Source organism: Nocardia yamanashiensis NBRC 100130, assembly GCF_001613325.1.
Taxonomy (GTDB): domain Bacteria; phylum Actinomycetota; class Actinomycetes; order Mycobacteriales; family Mycobacteriaceae; genus Nocardia; species Nocardia yamanashiensis.
Genome location: NZ_BDCD01000051.1, coordinates 25,340 through 43,941 on the forward strand (window position 1 = coordinate 25,340; position 18,602 = coordinate 43,941).

The 18,602-nt window shown below is 65.1% G+C and carries 21 protein-coding genes; 9 read left to right on the forward strand and 12 right to left on the reverse strand.

The window, feature by feature from the left end; translation table 11 throughout:
• Nucleotides 1–56 precede the first annotated feature (56 nt).
• Nucleotides 57–1,262, reverse strand: a complete 1,206-nt coding sequence (locus NY1_RS39530) for a helix-turn-helix domain-containing protein (RefSeq protein ID WP_067722836.1) — start codon at nucleotides 1,260–1,262, stop codon at nucleotides 57–59.
• A gap of 209 nt (nucleotides 1,263–1,471) precedes the next feature.
• On the opposite strand from NY1_RS39530, the gene NY1_RS39535 reads away from it, so the two are divergent.
• The 3 genes from NY1_RS39535 to NY1_RS39545 all read left to right on the forward strand — a co-directional run bounded on the left by NY1_RS39535 (nucleotide 1,472) and on the right by NY1_RS39545 (nucleotide 2,662).
• Nucleotides 1,472–1,807: a hypothetical protein gene (locus NY1_RS39535; RefSeq protein WP_067722838.1), complete on the forward strand. Its 336-nt coding sequence runs from the start codon at nucleotides 1,472–1,474 to the stop codon at nucleotides 1,805–1,807.
• A 128-nt stretch (nucleotides 1,808–1,935) separates the two neighbouring features.
• Entirely contained in the window at nucleotides 1,936–2,307 is a 372-nt protein-coding gene (locus NY1_RS39540) for a hypothetical protein (protein ID WP_157762792.1), read from the forward strand.
• Nucleotides 2,308–2,317: 10 nt separating this feature from the next.
• On the forward strand, nucleotides 2,318–2,662 hold the full coding sequence (locus tag NY1_RS39545; protein WP_067722842.1) for a DUF6968 family protein: 345 nt from the start codon (nucleotides 2,318–2,320) through the stop codon (nucleotides 2,660–2,662).
• A gap of 130 nt (nucleotides 2,663–2,792) precedes the next feature.
• Here the strand turns inward: NY1_RS39545 and NY1_RS39550 are convergent, their stop codons facing one another.
• The gene (locus NY1_RS39550) at nucleotides 2,793–5,438 is read right to left on the reverse strand and encodes a tetratricopeptide repeat protein (RefSeq protein ID WP_084536235.1); all 2,646 of its coding nucleotides are present in this window, start codon (nucleotides 5,436–5,438) and stop codon (nucleotides 2,793–2,795) included.
• 32 nt (nucleotides 5,439–5,470) lie between these two features.
• On the reverse strand, nucleotides 5,471–5,599 hold the full coding sequence (locus NY1_RS45270; RefSeq protein ID WP_267888496.1) for a hypothetical protein: 129 nt from the start codon (nucleotides 5,597–5,599) through the stop codon (nucleotides 5,471–5,473).
• Nucleotides 5,600–5,872: 273 nt separating this feature from the next.
• Here NY1_RS45270 and istA point away from each other — a divergent pair, with 273 nt between their 5' ends.
• Together istA and istB are read left to right on the forward strand one after the other, a co-directional pair.
• Nucleotides 5,873–7,090, forward strand: a complete 1,218-nt coding sequence (gene istA, locus NY1_RS39555; protein ID WP_157762800.1) for an IS21 family transposase — start codon at nucleotides 5,873–5,875, stop codon at nucleotides 7,088–7,090.
• The gene (istB, locus tag NY1_RS39560; RefSeq protein ID WP_067722848.1) at nucleotides 7,090–7,878 is read left to right on the forward strand and encodes an IS21-like element helper ATPase IstB; all 789 of its coding nucleotides are present in this window, start codon (nucleotides 7,090–7,092) and stop codon (nucleotides 7,876–7,878) included. Before istA ends, istB begins: the two co-directional genes overlap by 1 nt.
• A 470-nt stretch (nucleotides 7,879–8,348) precedes the next feature.
• Here the strand turns inward: istB and NY1_RS39565 are convergent, their stop codons facing one another.
• The gene (locus NY1_RS39565; protein WP_157762793.1) at nucleotides 8,349–8,723 is read right to left on the reverse strand and encodes a hypothetical protein; all 375 of its coding nucleotides are present in this window, start codon (nucleotides 8,721–8,723) and stop codon (nucleotides 8,349–8,351) included.
• 93 nt (nucleotides 8,724–8,816) lie between these two features.
• Here NY1_RS39565 and NY1_RS39570 point away from each other — a divergent pair, with 93 nt between their 5' ends.
• Complete coding sequence (locus NY1_RS39570; RefSeq protein WP_157762794.1) at nucleotides 8,817–9,152, forward strand: hypothetical protein; 336 nt, start codon at nucleotides 8,817–8,819, stop codon at nucleotides 9,150–9,152.
• Between the two features lie 579 nt (nucleotides 9,153–9,731).
• Here NY1_RS39570 and NY1_RS43475 read toward each other — a convergent pair.
• From NY1_RS43475 to NY1_RS39585, 5 genes are all read right to left on the reverse strand, one after another.
• Nucleotides 9,732–9,878, reverse strand: a complete 147-nt coding sequence (locus tag NY1_RS43475) for a hypothetical protein (RefSeq protein ID WP_157762795.1) — start codon at nucleotides 9,876–9,878, stop codon at nucleotides 9,732–9,734.
• A gap of 314 nt (nucleotides 9,879–10,192) precedes the next feature.
• Entirely contained in the window at nucleotides 10,193–11,203 is a 1,011-nt protein-coding gene (locus NY1_RS39575; protein WP_067722854.1) for a YncE family protein, read from the reverse strand.
• 748 nt (nucleotides 11,204–11,951) lie between these two features.
• Complete coding sequence (locus NY1_RS43480) at nucleotides 11,952–12,158, reverse strand: hypothetical protein (protein ID WP_157762796.1); 207 nt, start codon at nucleotides 12,156–12,158, stop codon at nucleotides 11,952–11,954.
• A gap of 391 nt (nucleotides 12,159–12,549) precedes the next feature.
• Nucleotides 12,550–12,927, reverse strand: coding sequence for a hypothetical protein (locus NY1_RS39580; RefSeq protein WP_067722856.1), 378 nt, complete (start codon nucleotides 12,925–12,927; stop codon nucleotides 12,550–12,552).
• Nucleotides 12,928–13,127: 200 nt separating this feature from the next.
• Nucleotides 13,128–13,520 (reverse strand): hypothetical protein, encoded by a 393-nt coding sequence (locus NY1_RS39585; RefSeq protein ID WP_067722858.1) that lies wholly within the window; start codon nucleotides 13,518–13,520, stop codon nucleotides 13,128–13,130.
• Nucleotides 13,521–13,714: 194 nt separating this feature from the next.
• Here NY1_RS39585 and NY1_RS43485 point away from each other — a divergent pair, with 194 nt between their 5' ends.
• Both NY1_RS43485 and NY1_RS39595 read left to right on the forward strand, forming a co-directional pair.
• Nucleotides 13,715–14,893, forward strand: coding sequence for a hypothetical protein (locus NY1_RS43485; RefSeq protein WP_157762797.1), 1,179 nt, complete (start codon nucleotides 13,715–13,717; stop codon nucleotides 14,891–14,893).
• 121 nt (nucleotides 14,894–15,014) lie between these two features.
• On the forward strand, nucleotides 15,015–15,440 hold the full coding sequence (locus NY1_RS39595) for a hypothetical protein (protein WP_157762798.1): 426 nt from the start codon (nucleotides 15,015–15,017) through the stop codon (nucleotides 15,438–15,440).
• 703 nt (nucleotides 15,441–16,143) lie between these two features.
• Here the strand turns inward: NY1_RS39595 and NY1_RS39600 are convergent.
• Nucleotides 16,144–16,680, reverse strand: a complete 537-nt coding sequence (locus NY1_RS39600) for a hypothetical protein (protein WP_157762799.1) — start codon at nucleotides 16,678–16,680, stop codon at nucleotides 16,144–16,146.
• Nucleotides 16,681–16,840: 160 nt separating this feature from the next.
• Between NY1_RS39600 and NY1_RS39605 the strand changes: the two genes are divergently transcribed.
• On the forward strand, nucleotides 16,841–17,092 hold the full coding sequence (locus NY1_RS39605; RefSeq protein ID WP_084536245.1) for a MerR family transcriptional regulator: 252 nt from the start codon (nucleotides 16,841–16,843) through the stop codon (nucleotides 17,090–17,092).
• A gap of 247 nt (nucleotides 17,093–17,339) precedes the next feature.
• Here the strand turns inward: NY1_RS39605 and NY1_RS39610 are convergent, their stop codons facing one another.
• Entirely contained in the window at nucleotides 17,340–17,741 is a 402-nt protein-coding gene (locus NY1_RS39610) for a hypothetical protein (protein WP_067722868.1), read from the reverse strand.
• A gap of 672 nt (nucleotides 17,742–18,413) precedes the next feature.
• A partial coding sequence (locus NY1_RS43955; RefSeq protein ID WP_169815477.1) for a hypothetical protein occupies nucleotides 18,414–18,602 on the reverse strand: 189 nt, incomplete at its 5' end.

The window sequence follows — 18,602 nt, forward strand, 5'->3', positions numbered from 1 at the left end:
CTGATACGCAAAAGATCCCAGATTCGGCTGGCGCTGTGGTCCGGGCCACTCCGCGGTTAGGCGGCGTGCACGTACTCGGTCAGTGTCTCCCGCATCTCGGAGGCGACCGCGGAGTTGGGGAAGTGTTTGCCCAGCAGCGATTCCAGCTGGTTCAGCCGTTTGCGCACCCAGGAGAAGTGGTGTTCGATCGACACCTCGAGGACTGGGGCAACGGCCGCCAGCGACGCGTCCAAGTCCCCCAGTCGGGCGTTCGCCGAGGCGAGGTAGATGGTAGTCAGCATCTCGTCGCCGGGTGAGCGCTGCACCTTCCATGCCTTCAAGGCGTCCTCGGAGGCGGCCACCGACTTGCGGAGCGTTTTCGGGTCCTCGGCCCACATGAGCGAGAACCCGTGGTAATAGATCTGTTTCGCTGGGGTGAAGGTGAAAAGCCCTGGCACCTCGTCGGGTCCGCAGTCGTCGCGGGCGCGGTCGGCCTCGGTGAGCAATTCCAGAGCGCGGACGGAGTCGCCGAGGTTGGCGACCGAGGCGGCCAGCCCGCACAGCAGGCGCGGCCCGGCGGTACCGGTGGAGCGGCCCGCGTAGTTCAGTCCGTCGGTGGCGGCGTCGCGGGCGAGATCGAAATCCTTGGTGAACCGGAAGGCGAGAGCCTGTGTGCCGCGTGCCCAGGCACGCAGCTGATCGTGTCCGGCGCGCTCACCCATGTTGAACGCCGCCTGGGCGTGCAGCTTCGCCGCGTCGGCCTGCCCGAGATCCAGGGTCAGGTACGACAGCACCCCCGACGCCCGCCCCAGCAGCACGTAGAGGTCCCGGATCTGTTCGGGGGTGTGTGCACCTGATCGGATACGCCGCAACAGCTCAGCGCGCACGCCAAGAGCCCGTTTCAGTGTCTCCTCGTAGGACTCCAGTCGTGCCTTCGTGGAGATATCCCAGATGTCTTGGCCGAGCGCGTCGAGGTCGGCCCCGTCCGGCACATACAGCAGTTCCTCGGATCCGCGCCGCGCTTCCTCGAGCAGGCGCATAGTGTCCTCGGCGTGCGCCCGTTCGCGCTGGTCGGAATCCCATGCCGCAACGAGAACCCCGCCCGCGTCCAGCGTTCGATCCGTCCGTTCGGCCCACCCGCGATCCGAGGGCCAGCGCCGCCCGTTCTCGATATTGCCCAGCTGAGACCAGTCGCAGAACAGCAACCCGGCGAGTTCGCGCAGCGACAGCCCGCGCGCCGTGCGCAGAGCGCGCAGAGCCTCGCCTGTCCGATTCGGGTTCATCCCGAGCAATCTTTGTGCCGCTGTGGGCATTCGGTCCCCTCGCAACCGTGTTCAAATCCCGTCACGCAGTCCTGAACACAGCGTATGCCCCTCGCCCGGCATCCGACCGGGGTTGGGTGAGAGTGCCGTCCGGGGCCGGACGTAGTTGCTCCACCCCCAACCTTCCCGGCCTCGGATCGCATCGAATCCACCGAGGGAGGGCCGAGGACATGAAGCCGCAACCGAGCGCGATCGGCTATCTGCGCGAAGACATTTCGGGCGCCAGTCGAGTATGGGACGAGAACCAGGTGCGTCGGCTGGCACAGCGGCTCGGCTACGACCTGCGCAGAGTGTTCATCTTCGATGAGCACACCGACCGCCCCGTGACACGGCTGTGCACGGCGGTGTCACGACTGGAAGCCGACGCCGTGGTCACGCCGTCGGCGGCACACTTCGGCGGCACGGTCCCCGGCGAGCTGGTGCAGCGCGCCGACGTGATCACGGTCAGCCCGGAGGAAACCTACGCCCGAACCGCCATGGGTGAGCTTCCGAATGGCGTGGCCTAGTTCAGATATATGCGCGAACGTGCACCTATCGACGGGCTTCGCTATCCGGAATCGCGACCGAGCGCATCGGGGCATCGGGGCATCGGGCGCAGCCAATTGAAGTACACAACTGGATAGGTCGAAAGATCATGCATTACAACCGAATTCGCCAGCCCGCGGTTTGCCGGTGGTCGTTGGTCCGTGTCCTGCTCGTGCTCTTCGCGGCGCTGGCTCTGTCTCTGGCATCTCAACCACCCGGCGCGATCGCCGAGGCCCCCTCGAAAGACTGGTGCGATAGCCGCTGGGAGGAACTCCGCAACGACTGCCTGAGCCGGTTCATCAACGACTCCTCCAAGGTGGTGCAGTGCTACAAGGTCGTAGATGACTGGTACGCAAAGTGTTTGAGAGGCGACATCAACACGACGAGTCCATGCCTCTGCGATCTGCTGAAACCGCTCGGTTTCGACCGGCGGGTACCCATAGACCCGGAAATCTTCGATCCGGGCCACTCCGGCGAATAGTTTGGGAAACATGACGACAGCTCTGATCGAGGCGGCGGGTGAGTTCGGCGACCCGATCGCGGTTCGTGAACTGATCTCGGCCGAGCACGGCGGAACGGTGCTGGTGGAGATCGGCGCACCACGCAAGGTGACCCGCAAGCTCCCGAACTCCGATCTGACCGTGGACGAATGGCTGTGCCCGTGGCGGATCACCGGCCTGAGCGACTCACCTCGCGTCGCGGTCAGCGCTGGCCTGGACAGCATGCAAGCGCTCCAGTCCGCCATGATCCTGGCGGCAGCCGACCTCGAGGGGTTCAAGCACCCGGTGACCTGGCACGGCGGTAGCCCGGATCTAACGCTGGCGCTGGTCGAGTAGAGGACGTGGCCCGGGTGTCTCGAATGATCGGGATACCGGGCCATCGGCTCGGCTAGTTCACTGAGTGGTTGGGACAGTACACACTTATCGCCGCACCCCGCCAACCCGCGTATGACCGGCGGCCCCAGCCTCAACTTGACCGTGTTGCCGGCCGAAGCCAGGCCAGTGCCCGTAGGTCACCTGCGGCCACTGCACGTTGACGCCAGCTAAGCGCCTCGTCAATACGGTTTCGGCCGTACAACAGGTTAGCCAGTTCGAACATGGCAGGGGCGAGGTGCGCTTCGGCTGCCTTGCGGTGCCAGATCTCGGCTTCGTCGAGATCCCCACGGTCTGCGAATAGTTGACCGAGGTTGAACATGGCCTTGGTGCTGCCGAGTTCAACGGCCGAGCGGTAGTCGGCTTCGGCGGCCGCCCAGTCGCCGCGCTCTGCGGCGAGATACCCGAGGCTGAAGGCTGCCTGTTGATGGCCGAGGTTGGCAGCGTTTCGATACCAAACCTCGGCTTCGTTCTGCTCCTTGCGCTGATAGAGCAGCAGGTTCGCGAGGCTGAACATCGAGGCGGGCTCGCCGAGTTCGCAGGCTTTGCGCAACCAGGTCTCAGCACGGTCGTGATCGCCGTTATGGCGGAGCAGTTCTCCCAGATTGTGCATGGCGCTGGTGTGGCCGAGTTCCGCGGCGTCGTGGAGCCAGACCATGGCCTCAGTGTGATCACCCTGATCGGCATACAGGCATCCGAGGTTGTATTTGGAATCGATGTAGCCGCGGTCGGCCGCGAGGTGAAACCATCCCTGGGCGCCCGCGATATCGCCAGCCCTCGCCCGTAGGACTCCAAGATTGTGCATGGCCTTAGCCGCATTCAAGTCCGCCGCTCTGCGGTACCAGGCCTCGGCGTCAGCGAAGTTGCCTTCATCCTCGGCGTCGATGCCCATGTTGAACATGGCGTCGGCATTACCGTGGTCGGCGGCTTTGCGATTCCATGCTTTGGCTTGGTCGAGGTCGCCTTGGCTCTTGAGCGTAACTCCAAGGTTGTACATGGCCTGGGCGTCGCCGAGGTCAGCGGCTTTGCGTTCCCAGCGCATTGCTTCTGCGGGATCTCCCGCTGTTTCGAGCACGATCGCGAGGTTGCACATTGCACCGGTATGACCGAGGTCAGCGCCTTTGCGGTACCAGGCTCGTGCCTGGTCGAAATCGCCTTGCTCGCCGTTCAGGAAGCCCAGATTGAACATGGCAGCGGCGTCGCCGAGGTCGGCGGCACGCTGGGTCAGGTCCCGGGCGACACCGAAGCACTGGCGGTGGTAGGCGTGGGAACCAATCTCGGTGAGTATTTCGTGGTCTGCGTCGGTAGTCGCGGTGTGCCAAAAGGATTCAGCGATAGTGCGGGGCGGACGGCCGTGCAGGCCGTCATCGGCTGCGGTGAGGTAGTCGAAGGCCTGATATCCGCGGGTATGCTCGTCGAGCCACTGGGTCGACAGTGCCGCAATATGGGCGCTGGCCTCGACTGGTGTGCGTGCGGCGCGAATCGCGGAGGTCATCACCGCAGGATCGACGTCGTGTTCGGGATGGGTTCGGCGCAGGGCCAGGGTGGCCAGGTTAGTCAGCACAGGTTCGGGAATCGGATCGTATCGGCCGATGCGTGCCCAGTCGATCGCGGTTTCGATCACCACTCGCAGCGGCGGGTCGATCCGGGCGGCGCGGTCATAGCGGTCGAGCAAGGCCGGGGCGCCGGCGATGACTTCCCCGAGTCCATATCCCAGTTTCCGGTAGTGGGCTAGTGGAAGGTCGGGATAGGCGAATTCGGCGACGGCCTGCTCGTCCGGATCTTGGACAGTGGATTCCAGGTCGATTGTGGTGGCCTGGCGGATCAGTTCACCGATATCACCGGCGAGTTCGCCTCTCTTCGCATCATGCAATCGGTCGTATTCTTCACGACGCAGGGTCCCCACCACCGTGGTGGGCGCGGCGCGCAAGAGCAGATGAGCCAATCTCGCGGGGGTCAATCCCGCATTGCCGCCGAGGAACCGGTCCAGGTCATCGAGCCACACCACGAGCCGGTCAGCGCTGCCGATGTACGCCGGATGCTCCGGCAGATCACCGAGCCTTTCTTTCGCAGGGACCAGCACTCGCGCATCATCGGCTGCCCGCACGAGCGCTTCGAACAGGCTTCGGGTCTTGCCCGCCTTCGACGGCCCGATCACGACCGTCAACCGACGCTGGCCGAACGCCGCTATTAGATCGTCGTCGACCCGGCGTGGCACGTACGGGTCCTTCCTCGGAGCCTCGGCAGCGGATCCGTGCCGATCGCGGTCACTGAATTGGGATTCGGTAGCCCCCAACCGGTATGGGTCCAGCTCCACCGCTCGTGGGGGTTGGCCCGTATCGTCGAGAACCACCGCAAGCCCGGCCCACGCCCGGCGATCAATATCGCTGTCGCGGTTAGAACCTCCGGCCGAACTGAGAGGATCTGTATCCCCGCGCACGAGCAGACGTTTCCACCATTCGAAATCGCGGTGCCGCTCTTCGATGCCGAGGTGTTCGGCCTCGGCGATGACGCGGCACGCGGTCACGAATTGCAACACCGTGGTCAGCTTCGGTGCCGGCGCGGACGCCGTCGCAGCATTGCGCAGGGTGGTCTCACCGACCGCGTCGCCAGCACGGCGCTCGATGAGGATCTCGGCCAGCCTCCGGTAGCTCGGGTCGCCCACGGATGCGCGCAGCCGTGCCAGCTCGTCGGCCAGGCGGGCGCGCGCACCCGCATCATCGCAATCCATCGCAGTCATCGTGCCCCCTGGCCCAGATCAGTGCGGGGCCTTCACAATCCACTGACCCACAACAGCACTGCGGCCGCCGCGGTGAGGACGACCACGCACACCACGAACCGCCACAACGCCGACCATTTTGCCATCGCCTTGCGCACGGTCAGGCCAATCTCTCGCCACATCATTGTTCTCCCTTGTTCCGCGCCCACTCAGTGGGTCGAAAACCACTTCAGCACAAGGAAAATCGCAGATCAGCTAACTGATCGACCCTGATGAGAAGTGCGCGAGAACGATCGGCAATGAGGAAATCTCAGGCGAGTTGGGTAATGGTCGAGGCAAGCTCGGTCTGAGCAAAATGGCACTCATGACTGTAGATGTCGGCGCTCTTCCAAAAGTAGGCCACTGGCGCTCTTCGAAAAGTAGGCCACCCGTCCACGATCGGAAGGGTGATCTCAGTGCAGGATTGGGCGCAGATCAGGTATCTCCACGCCAGCGAGGGGCTGTCGATGCGGGCCATCGCGGCCCGGATGGGCATCTCGCGGGACACGGTCGCGCGAGCGATCAAGTCCGACTCGCCACCGCGCTATCAGCGGGTGGCGGGCCCGTCGGCGTTCGATGCGTTCGAGTCGCTGGTGCGCGAGCTGCTGGCCAGGTTCCCGGCGATGCCGGCCTCGGTGGTCGCCGAACGGGTGGGCTGGTCGGGATCCTCGTCGTGGTTCCGCAAGAAAGTGGCCGAGTTGCGGCCGGAATATGCGCCGAAGGATCCGGCCGATCGCCTGGATTACCGGCCCAGGGACCAGGCTCAGTGTGATCTATGGTTCCCGCCGACGCGAATTCCGTTGGGCGCCGGGCAGATCGGAACGCCACCGGTGCTGGTGATGGTGGCCTCGTTCTCGCGGTTTCTCACCGCGATGATGATCCCGACCCGCACCACCGCGGATCTGCTGGCTGGAATGTGGGCCTTGCTGTCGGATCAGCTGGAGCGGGTGCCTCGAAGACTGTTGTGGGACAACGAATCAGGCATCGGCAAGGGCGGGCATCTGGCGACCGGAGTCGCTGCGTTCACCGGAATGTTGGCGACCAGCATCGTCCAATGCAAACCGTTCGACCCCGAGTCCAAAGGCATCGTCGAACGCGCCAACGGCTATCTCGAGACATCGTTCTTGCCGGGCCGATCATTCGAGTCCCCGACGGACTTCAACCTCCAGCTCGCCGACTGGCTGCCGATCGCGAATTCCCGTCTTGTCCGGAGGCTTTCGGCGCGACCGAACGAGCTGATCGGCACCGATCGAGCCGCGATGGCAGCCCTGCCTCCGATCGGTCCGGCGATCGGATTCAGCTACCGCGCTCGGCTGCCACGCGACTACTACCTGCGGGTCCTGGGCAACGACTACTCGATCGACCCGGTCGTGATCGGGAGGATGATCGACGTCCATGCCGATCTGGATGCCGTGGTCGCCCGCTGCGACGGACTGCTCGTCGCCAACCACCACCGCGCCTGGTCCAAGGCCCTCACCATCACCGACCCCGACCACGTCCGGTCGGCGGCAAGATTGCGAGAGGCGTTCGCCCACAAGAACTCCCACACAACCCAAGACGATGATCTGACACGTGATCTGGCCGACTACGACGCTCGCTTCGGCGTCGACTTCACCGGCGAGGGGGTCGCATGATGTCCGCGCCACGCGACACCGCCAAGCAGATCGAGTACTACGCAGCCGCTTTGAAGGCGCCACGGATCCGCGACAGCGCCGCCCGGCTGGCTGAGCAGGCCCGCGACGCCGGCTGGACCCACGAGGAATACCTCGCCGCGGTCCTGTCCCGCGAAGTGTCCTCCAGGGAGTCTTCCGGAGCCGAAATCCGTATCCGCGCAGCGGGATTCCCCGCCCGAAAGGCCATCGAGGAGTTCAACTTCGACCACCAGCCCGCCCTCAAACGCGACACCATCGCCCACCTGGGCACCGCCCAGTTCATCACCAAAGCCCAGAACGTTGTCCTGCTAGGCCCACCAGGCACCGGCAAAACCCATCTGGCGATCGGGTTGGGCATCGCCGCGGCCCACCACGGCCACCGGGTCTTGTTCGCCACCGCCGTCGAATGGGTCACCCGCCTGCAGACCGCCCACCAGCAGGGCCGCCTGGCTGCAGAGTTGGCCAAGCTGCGCCGCTACGGGCTGCTGATCATCGACGAGGTCGGCTACATCCCCTTCGCCCAGGACGCGGCCAACCTGTTCTTCCAATTGGTCTCCAGCCGTTACGAACACGCCTCGCTGATCTTGACATCGAACCTGCCGTTCTCCCGATGGGGAGACGTGTTCTCCGACCACGTCGTCGCCGCGGCCATGATCGACAGAATCGTCCACCACGCCGACGTGTTGACCTTGAAAGGCAACAGCTACCGACTCCGCAACACCGAAATCGACACACTCCCGTCCATGCGAACCGACAACACGGCAGACTAGACAACCATCAAGTGGCCGATTTTCGACCAGCGCCACCGGCCGATTTTCGAAGAGCGTCGACAGTAGAACCGCCCCCGACAAGCGATAGTCATCGCTCTCGTATGTCCGGGGCTCACACCCAGGTCGAGTTACCTCCGGGGCCTGTGGGTAGCCATCGGTCGTGACTTCCTGGCCCCAGGTGCGGGCGGGACGGGTTTCCAGCCGGACCTGCCCGGAATTGCAGGGCACTTCGATGATCTCCAAACACACGCGACCAGGCCAGACACAGTGGATACCAGGGGTATGAACCCGTCGGCGGCGATGCGGTCGCGGATCAGGGCGCGGGTCTGCTTGGCGACGCTGTACCAACGGTCGGTGGCGGCCCACCTATTCGGCCATGGGTCATCCCGACATCCTGCCTCTGATCTGCACGGCGACACACAGTGGGGGATGAACAGCAAAGCCCTGAAAGCGTAGAGCTTTCAGGGCTTTTACCGAGGTTGTGTGGGCGCCCAGGCGGAGCGTGGGTGACGTGGTGGGCGGGCCAGGATCCGCAGCACGTCGTCGCGGCTGATGGCCGGGACGTCGGGGGCGGTGGCTTCGGCGGCGATCCATTCCGAGAGCAGTTCGTCACGGTTGGTGTCGGCCTCGGCGGCGCGTGCCAGCAGTCGTTCGTACGTGGCACGCGGCAGGGTCACGGTCGCGGTGAAGGTGACGGGCACGTCTTCGTCCTCGCCCAGGCGCGGTACGTCCACGGCCGGGGCTTCGGTGTCGAAGCGCAGGTCATCCAGCAACCGGTCGGGCCAGTCGTTGCCGTAGGCGGCCACGATCTCGGCGTGCACGTCCACTGCTTTGGTAGGGCTCATCGGTGGCCTCCTCCCAAGATTCGAAAGCGGTCAGGTCCGGGCCGGGCGGCGGTCGTCACCGCCCGGTGATCTGCGGCGATCATGATGAAACTCATGGTCGCGAGGCTCGGCGACGACGACGAGCCGGAACGCGCGGAAACGGCGGATCCGGCCTGGCGCGCCGACGTGTGCCCGCCCTGGGCGCGGATCCCGACCCCGATCACCGCGATTCCGCACCTGGCCGCGGCCGCGCAGGCCTCCGGGGATATCGACCGGATCATCTGGGTCGACGCGCCGGAGCCGCCGGTGATCCACACCCCGGGCCGGCACGCGAGTCAATGGCTGGCCAGTGGCGACTACCTGTGCCTGCCGATCCCGTGCCCGTGGTGCGGGTGGTGGCGCGACGGGGCCTGCCAATGCGATCCGGACCTGCCCAACCCGATCGAATGATGCCGAGGCTCAACCGGTTTCGGCGACACGCAACGCAGCGGGCGCGGCGGGGGCCGCGACGTCCAGGCAGATTTCCTTGAGGCGGCCGTGTCTGCACCGAGCTCGCGGTAGGCGGTCGGGCGCGCGGCCAGGGCCAAGTCCTGGCGCGGGCCGCGCGCGCCGCAGGTCACCAGCGCGGTACCGGATCCGCGGACCTTGCCCTGGAGTGTGCGGGCACGGGCCAGGGACGACAATGGCTTCGTCGAGGTCGCAGGCGACCAGGTCGAAGTCCTCACAGAGCCACGGCGACGATTTCGCGGGAATCCGAACCCGCTTCGGGCACGCAAAAGATCCGATCCAGCCTCCCGCTCGTCTTCACTGCGGCAAGCAACCCCAGACGATCCCCCGTCGACCACGCGCGCCGTGGATTGGATGCTCACCGGACGCCTGATCACGGCCGATGAGGCCCACGCCTCCGGGCTGGCGAACCAAGTCGTTCACCCCGAGGAGCTACTGCCCGCGGCGATGGCCTACGCACACGAGCTGATCGCGCACACCGCACCGGTGTCGGTCGCGGTCACCCGGCGGATGCTGCTGCGGCTACCGGGTCGAGTCCTGGAAGGCGTGGTCGCGGACGGCCGCCGATCGGGCGAGCACGCGTGGTGCTCGGAACATGCGGGCCAGGAGCAGGGTGATCGGCACCGAACATGCCGCGTAGATGGCCAGGACTGTCAGCAGGAACGCCATGACGGGATCTCCCGTTCGTCTAGATGTGTGCGATCAGCAAACTCCTCGTGATCTCCGCCGGGCAGGGGCCTATGGGCAATTTTCCAGGGCATTCGGGCCTGAACACGGCAATTCGCACATATTTCTGGGTTATGAGCGGTGCGCTGGCCTCAAGTTCGGCAGGGGCGCATCCGGTCGGCGAATCTCTGTTCGTCGGTACACCGAAGCATCTCCGGGCAGGCGGACCGTCCCTGATCTCGACCACAGCACCTACGCGGTGGAACGGACTCGCGTGGCGGTGGGCCAGGCGGCCGACTTCGCCTGGGTATGCCCGGCTAGGTCCGGGTGATGGCCTCGATGCCGTCCTGGGTCGAGACGTAGACGGTGTGCGCGGCGGCGTCCAGGACGAGGCGGAATGGGCTGCGCCCCACCTTGATTGTCGCTGTCATCGTTTTGGTGGTGGTATCGATGACCGTGACGGTGCCGTCCTTGAGATTGGCTACGAACAGCTCGTGCGTTGCCGGGTCGAGGACGATGCCGGTCGGACCGCTGCCGACCGCGACGGTGGCGGCCGCCGCGTGCTGCGAACCTTCGAGTACCGCTACCGCGCCCGCACCGTAGTCGTTCGTGTATACCGTGCGCGTGGCTGCATCGACGGCGATCTCGGAGATCTTGCGCCCCATGGCGATACGGTCCGATATCGTCCGGGTCCGCACGTTCACGACGGTTATCGTCTCCGCTGAATAGTCGGTGGCGTAGATCGTGTTCGTTGTGGAATCGATTGCTATATTGCCGATTCCGGATGCTGCCGTGATGGTGCCCGCCACGCGGCGCGCACGCAGGTCCACGACCGACAGTCCGGTGTCGGTGGCGATGTAGGCGTACTGCCCGGTGCTGTCGACGGCCAGCGCCCCTGCACTCTTGCCGATCTTGATCGTTGCTAGGGTCGTCGCGGTTACAGGGTCGATTATCGTGAAAATGCCTTCGGCCGAACCGTTTCCGCCTTTGCCGTGCGTGGTCGCTGTTCGATACAGCAGATGGTTGACCGGGTCGACGGCGATGCGGGAGGGCATCTCGTAGAAGGTGAGGTCCATAGCCCGCGCCTTCCGGGTGTTCTTGTCGAGGGCCCACAGCGTCTTGCTGGCGGATTGGCAGGCGTACACCGTGCCATCCTGGGGATCGATCGCCAGCTCGTTCACTCCTGTGGTGGTCAACGGTGTGATCGTGAAGGCGCCGTCCTGTCTGGCCGCACCCAGTTTCGGTGCGGGACTCGGCCACAGCGTGTACAGCACTGCGGCGGAGGCGATCAGTATCAGCACGATCGCGACCGCCGCGAGCCGGCGCACGGGTCGTCTCCGATCACCGGCGGTGGGGGCGGCGCCGACTCTGGCAGGGTAATCGGCCATCTGGTCGATCTCGTTTGGTTCGTGTTCAGGCCGGACGGGCTGAGTCTGTGCCGGAATCTCTGGCGAATCAGGTGGTGGCGAGCTCGATTCCGGCCCGTCCTCGACCCAGAGCTGCCACCCGGACGGTGCGGGCGGCCAGCTGGGGTCCGGGATCCAGTCCCGGTCCGGTATCCATCCCTGCGGTGCCGGCGGCCAGCCCGGCGGCGGATTGAAACGCATGGACCCTACCGATCAGGCTCGTCCACGCTGCGTCAGCGCGGCTGTACCGCGACGCCGCACCCGGGGGATCATCGACGCCGATTACGGTCAGCAGACTAACTGCGGCCATCCGGCTCGGTACACCGATCGAGGTCGATTGCGCGGCAATGTCATTCGAATGCAGGACACTCCGCATTCGACGATCGGCAGCCCATGGCGAGTCACGTCGGAAATGTGAGGCGGTGGCTTCGGGTAGCGATCACCGGATGGCGGAAGTCGTGATGATGCCGGCTCGAGCTCCCCGCATCGGCAAGAGGCTGTCTGGGTGGACACGATTGCGATCAGAGGACCCGAGATGTCCAGCTGCGGCGTGGATTGCACGCTGATTCGGTGGTCGGCAACGATGTTCCGTCGATCGGGTCGACCAGTTGCACATCGCCGTGGTCTGCCGCGGACCGTGCGGCGACGGCCGACCGCAGCGACCCCTGGCCTATTGCTGGGCCAGCGCGTGATCGATCTCGCTGATACGTGCGTCGAGCAGCGTCTTGTCCTCGCGCATTGCCACGCATTGTTCGCCGGGCATGGCACTGCCGAACCGTTGCACCTGTTCGAGGTTCTCGATCAGCTTCGCCCGCTTTTTCATCAGTTCGGCACGCCGTTCCGGTAATCGACCGGAGTCGGCTCGGATCCCTGCCACTCTGTTCTCCCGTGGTGTACTTCGTCGGATCTGGTTTACCGTCGAGATACCCTGCCGAAGCAGTGCTACACGGTCTGCCGAGTCGGTGCCCGCCGGCGCGGGAGGGTCTTGGAACCGGGATGTCCGAGGAATGGGCGGTCTCGGCCGGTACACCCCTGGAAGCCGCCGCGATGGGACGCCGGACCATCTTCGCGAACGGTAGTCGTCCCGGCGGAGCAGGCCGGGGCGAGATCCCTCCGGGCCGCGACTGCACGATCGCGGCCGGGAGCGATCCGGGCGATCCTGCCCGTTACGGCACGCTCGATGCCTTGCGGGACCACCTCGACGCGCCAACCCTGCGGGTATCGACGAATCTCCGTGCGTCCGGCAAGCAGTCGATGTCGGGGTCCGCTCAGTGGACGAAGTACTCGGGACTAGAGCACCTGGGCATCATCGTTCCCGAGAGATTGGTGACGCACAGAGTGATGTGCTCCAGAGGCAGAGCGACCTGGTCGGCGTCGTCGTAGAAATAAGTTTCGGTTCTGCCACCGTTCTCGGCGGTGAACCCGAAATTCTTGCCGGAGCGGTCGAAGACGTTGACCGTCACGTGGTAGCCGGATGCCGACCACACCCAGATCCACGTGCCGTCCGAGCGAACACTCGCCTCGCCGGCGTTGCCGCCGTTGAGCTGCACTACCGCGTGCGCATCGTGTGTAGCCGCGGAGGCCGGGGGAGCGGCGGCGACGAGAGCCGCCGACACGGCAGCGAATGCGAGAATTGACTGGCGCATGATTAGACTTTCGGATCGAAACCAACAGGATAAATTTGTGAACTGCGAATGAATTGCTCTATGCCGCAGGGGAGTACGACGTACTCCGTTACAGAGGTCTGTCACTTGCCCGACGGCCGTACCGGAGGGAAGGCCATCACCGGCCCGGCGCAGCTGCCCTGGTCGGGTAGCAGGTGTACGCAGGGTTCATGCCCCTCTGCTCAACCGGCCGCAGTCCAGCCCGGTGCGCAGACCTTGTTCGCGCTGTCGCAGACAGTGAATGCCGCCGCGGAGGTCAGCAGCACGCCGCCGGTCTGCCCGCCTGCCCGCACGGAGAAGGAATCGTCATATCCTGAAGTGCGCGAGGTGTATTGGATTCGGAGGTAACCGCCACCGGTTCCCGTATCGGCGCTGAGGGTGTACTTGTTCGCCGACACTCGAGCGTGAATGCCCTGCCAATCCAATTGGGAGCCGGCGGTGAGCGCATTGCCGATACCCGGCCACGGGTCTCCTCCTGCCGGCTGCTCCGCCGTCGCGACCGGCGCGAGGATCACGGTCGCGAGGGCGCCGATGCCCGCGAGGCGGCGCAGGCGGCTGGGCAAGGTCGTGGACATGGTGAGTTCCTTTTCGTGGAGCGGAGGCTCGCCTGGCGTCTCTGCCGTCGGCGGTGCGGTGGCCGAGGCTGCGGCCGCCGGCCTTCAGCAGAGCAGCGACGGCTGTGCGCATTGAAGTGCACTTTTCGAAAAAGGTGTGCGTAAGTCATTGTGACCAGCCGTGTTTCGGCGGCGCCTGCCCTAAGCTTGCGATCGTGGTCGATGCGTCATCCGGTGGAGAGGCACAGCCACTCGGTCCGGACGGCCCGGCGTTCGATTCGAAGGACTGGTCGCGACGAGCGGCCGCAGTGGAAACGCGGCAGCAGTTCGGAGAGCTGCTGTCGGAGATCGTGGCCACTGCCCGGATCTCCGTCGGGGCGGTCAAAGCGCATCTGTCCGGCACCCGCACCGTCTACAACTGGTTCAGTGGCGGATCGCTGCCCCGCAACGCCCAGGATGCGCGTCGTCTGGCCGACTATCTCGGCAACGCGCTGGCCCGCCGTCATCCGGGGGTGGAGGTGGCCGACGCCGTCTTCGATGCCTGGACCCGTCTGGCCGAACGACGCCACGAGGACGCAGCCGCCCGTGCCGTGGCGAATCGTCGCGCCGCCGGGGGCAATACCACTCAAGATGCGGGCGCCTGCGCATCGGAAGAGGAGACCGAGGACTCGGACGATGCGGTCGAAGCGTCGAATACCAGAGGGCCTGATTCGACCGAATCGACCTCGGATTACGGCCATTTCGTAGCAGGCGCACTTCCCGCGGCCACGCCTCGGCAGACCGAGATCGACGACGCGGTCGCCGAGGTAGCCGGGAATTCAGCGGGCGATCGACAGAGCGGCTGGGGCGCCGTAAAAGCGCGCTGGGCGCGGCGAATCACACCGCACCACAGGAAGATCGCGGCGGCGGCAGTAGCGCTTTCCTTGGTGGCGGCGATCGCCTTGGCGTTCACGGTGACACGGGTGGTGGTCGGGCCGCGCCGGTACACGGTGCTGCCGTGCGCGGAATCGATTCCGCTCAATACACGGGGGTTCGTGCGGATGAACACCGCGGACGGCCCGCCGGGTGATCCGCGCCCGCGGCAGCAGGCCGAGTTGCGCGTGCAGATCGAGGAGTCGGTGGGGTGGATCGCGTACGCCTATCTGACACAACCCATGTCGGATCGCGATCAGCTGTCGCTGGACTGGAGCGACGTCTACGAACCGCAAGACTCGCAGATCAAGCACTGCCCGGCTCAGCTGGTGAACCAGGTCCAGCAGACCGCCGGTGTACGAGCCCGCAGCCCGCTGGGCGCGCCCCGCTGGTTCCGGGTGTGCGCGACGGTGCCCGACGAGTTCAAGGTCGTTGGACGCGGTCCCACATCCTGCGGCAGTTGGACACGACCCGATGATTGATTCTCATATCCGGCGAACGTTGCTGGCCTGCCTGATCGTGGCCGTTCTCGGCGCCGGCGTCGGCATCGGCGCAGGAGTGCGATGGAACGACTGGCGCGCACCGCAGCCGTACCGTTCGCGCATGGACTCACCCCTGATGTCGTTCTCCGATTGCGGCGAGTCGCGCGAGCCGGACCTGGCCGCCGAAATCCACACCTTGTATCCGACCTCGACGGCGCTGCGCACCCCCATCCGGGACCGGGAGGTTGCCTTGCGGGCGCAACGCCACCCGAGATACGGGTGGATCGTGTGGGCGGATTTCGTTGTCTCCCAATCCGATCGCGACCGGGTGTGGCTGTCGTGGAGCTACGACAACGACCCGGCCGTCGAATCGAAGTGGCGCGACTGCTCGCAACCGATCACCAAAGGCCACTGGACCCCGGCGGTGGAGGCATTCGACGCCTTGGGCCGCGCACGCTGGTTCCAGGCCTGCGGCCAAGTACCACCGGAGGACCGCGGATCACGCGCATCCGGGGTCTTCTGCACTCGCTGGGAACAGCCCACCTGAGGACCGCGTGCCCGCGTTCGAACTGGTGCGGCACGAACAGTCCGACCACATCAATCTTGATCAGACGGCCGATGCTCGGCACAGCCCACTGATGAGCCTCCGCTACCTCGCGCTGAGCGGCAGTCATCGGAACGGGCATGCGAGAAATGAAAGCGTCAGGGGGCTTAAGATCTCGCCAGTACGTATGCGTTGCATGCCTGGGGCAACTTCATCGACGAAGCCGGTTTGGACCGGGATCCCGGCTGGCTCGATGCAGCGCTGCTGCGGGGGCAGCGGGACGTCGTCAGCGAGGACCTGATGATCGGGGATGCCGACATGCTACGAGTGGACGGGCCGGGCACGATTCACCGTCGACGGGCAGCGAGTCGACGGTCGGGATCTGCTGGGACGAGATCTGGACAGTGCCGACTGGCGGGTGGCGCGGATACTGGTGGCCACCGACAGGACACCCGAGGGAGCCCTGCGGATCATGACTGAGGTCGAGGAAGACGGCGGATGTGACACGTATGTGTACTCGGCGATAGCGGAGACCGCCGGTCAGTCGATGCCCTCGACGATGCGTAAGTCGCGAGCGACGCGATCGGGGCAGCCGCCAGTGCCTTCTGGCACGCCTCGCTCTCGTATGCCGCTACGGCCTGTTCGAAGCCGTCGAATTGGTTCGATCGCCGGGTCGGAGCGGCTGAGGGTCCGGCTCTCGGATTTTTCAGCGTTCGGATCGTGTGACGACCAGGCTGGGGTTCTGGTTCTGCAGTTCGGCGACAATGTCATCGAGCGATATCGGGCGCAGCCAGCGTTCGGAAACAGCAACCGGCAACCCCACCGTGAACTTGTTCAGCGGGCTGTAAATCCTGCTGGGCCAACGGCGTTCAGTGAGTTGCGGCACGGGTTCGGCCATGTCGATGGCCAGATACCTGCTCCCGTGGGCCGTGATCAGGTGGACGCCCGCTATCGCTGTCCACGGGATTCGGCCGTGTGGGCTGATTACGACTGCCCGCTCGTTGATCGCTATATCCGGGGTGGGGTGAGTGAGGTGATCGAGTCCGAGAAACAGCGATAGCGTTCCCAGGACGATCGGCGCTAACACAGGAAATATCAGCGGCGAGCCAGGGCTGGTGGTTGTCATGAACAGTAGCCAGCCGCCCGCGATTCCCACCGAGCCCAACAGCATCATCTCCAACCAACGGGCCCACGAAGAGCGAAAGATCGTTGGTGGTGTTGATACTTCGTTCGACGCGTCCACGCCCTGGACTGTAGTGGTCGTCGTGGCGGGATCGGAAGAAGTAGCAATGAAGCGTCGCTGTGGTTGGCGACAGCTCCATGGAGCTCCGGACGATCGCGCCGCGAAAATTGCTTCGGTTCAGGGCTTGAGTCTCCATCTGGGGGGGCTGGAGTGTTCGGGCGTGGACGACGACACGCTCTTCACCATCAGGGCTTTGGCCGAACGGACCGGGTTGACGGTCAAGACGATTCGGTTCTACTCCGATCGAGGGACCGTGCCGCCGACCACTCATAGCCTGGCCGGCTACCGGCTCTACGACGCCGAATCCGTTACTCGCCTGGAATTGGTTCGTACCCTGCGAGGACTGGGTGTCGACCTGCCCATTCACTCCAAGACCAGACGAACGGCCTTCTCGCGAACCTCGGGCGGGTAACGCTTCGTCATGATGGGAACCATCTTCCACTAGGAAGAAGCGGTCCCCAACCCGTGACGTTCAGTCCGCGGCCCCTGGCAGTCCTGCCGAGGACGGGCTGTTGCTTCTCGCGGGCATGGGTGCAGACGGCCGTGATCCCCAGCCAACAACGAAACTTGACGCCCGCAAATAGCAAACAGTCGACGATCCTCACCGCAGGTGTCCAGACTGTTCGGCCTGCGCCGAGTCGCTGAGGATCAACCAAACGTCACTGGGCGAAGCAGCTGCTGCCGAGGTTGGTTCCGGCGCCGTTGACCTGCACGGTGATCGATGCGGGCGCTTGATCACCGACGGTGAAAAGGGCGGTGATGGTGTGGCTTCCGGTCGTGCCCGGCGTCCACGCCAGGGATGCCGTGTTGCCGGAGACCTGGAGATTCCCACCGCCGCGGATGGGATACCCGTTGTCGATGAACGTGATTCGGTAGGCGTCCTCGTCCACGGTCGCGGAGACCTGATAGGTGCAGCCGGTGCCATAGCCGCCACCCAAACCGGGCGCGACTGCGACCGCGGTGATGGTGTGCGCTGCGGCCTGCGGTGCGGCGGCAATCAATCCGGCTGCGGCGGAAGCGAACACGGCGATCGGTGCGAATCGGCGTACGGCCTTCGACATGGATGACTCCTCCTGCGGTAAGGATTTCGGCACGGCAGGCCAGCCTCTCACATCACCGGACAAGCTTCGCTTCCCACTGGTGGGACCATCCCGGCCAGTGGTGTCCGTGGTACGGCGACCCAACTTACGAATGCCCCCACCCTGCCTCACACACCTACGCCGCGAGGACGCCGTCGTGACCGACGTTATGGCCGAGCGCCCACTTCGAGACCACGCTGAACCCGGATGACCCGCCGGATATAGTCGTCGTCGCGCTGCCCGAGGGACGTCTCGATATCGGTGCGGACCTGGTCGAGTTCGTGTCCGAGCGCCTCGATATCGGTCTCGGTCAGGTGAGCGTGGCCACCTGCGGTCTACCCATCCCGCCGATCCGCGCCGTTGACATCGCGTAGCTGGAACGGTGCGAGCCGTGATTTCGCTGTGGTCATACTGACAGGGCACCGTCCCGGGCTGGAAAACCGGACGTCGCGACCACCCGTAAACCGGTATTCCGGTGACGAGTCGCAGTGCGGGAACCCGCGCCAGGAAGTTCGCCCGCCTCCACCAATTGTCGTTTCTCGAAGTCGTGTTCAGTGCTGACCTGCGGATTCTGCTGGCGGCTGAACGGGACTGCGGATCGTCGGGGTGTCTTGAACTCCTGCACAGTACGGTTCTTTCAGCTCCTACTCGTCTTCAGCACGGGGGTTGCCGATGGCCGAGGATCGGCTTGGTGAAGCTCAAGTCACCTGCGTTGAGCCACACGCAGTAGTCGCCGATGTTCTGCAGATCGTGCACGGCCAGACTGGCGATCTGGTTGCGAGGGCCCTGGTCGCCCTTGTCGTAGCGGGTGTTGAAATACCAGGACGTAGATATGCTTCCGTC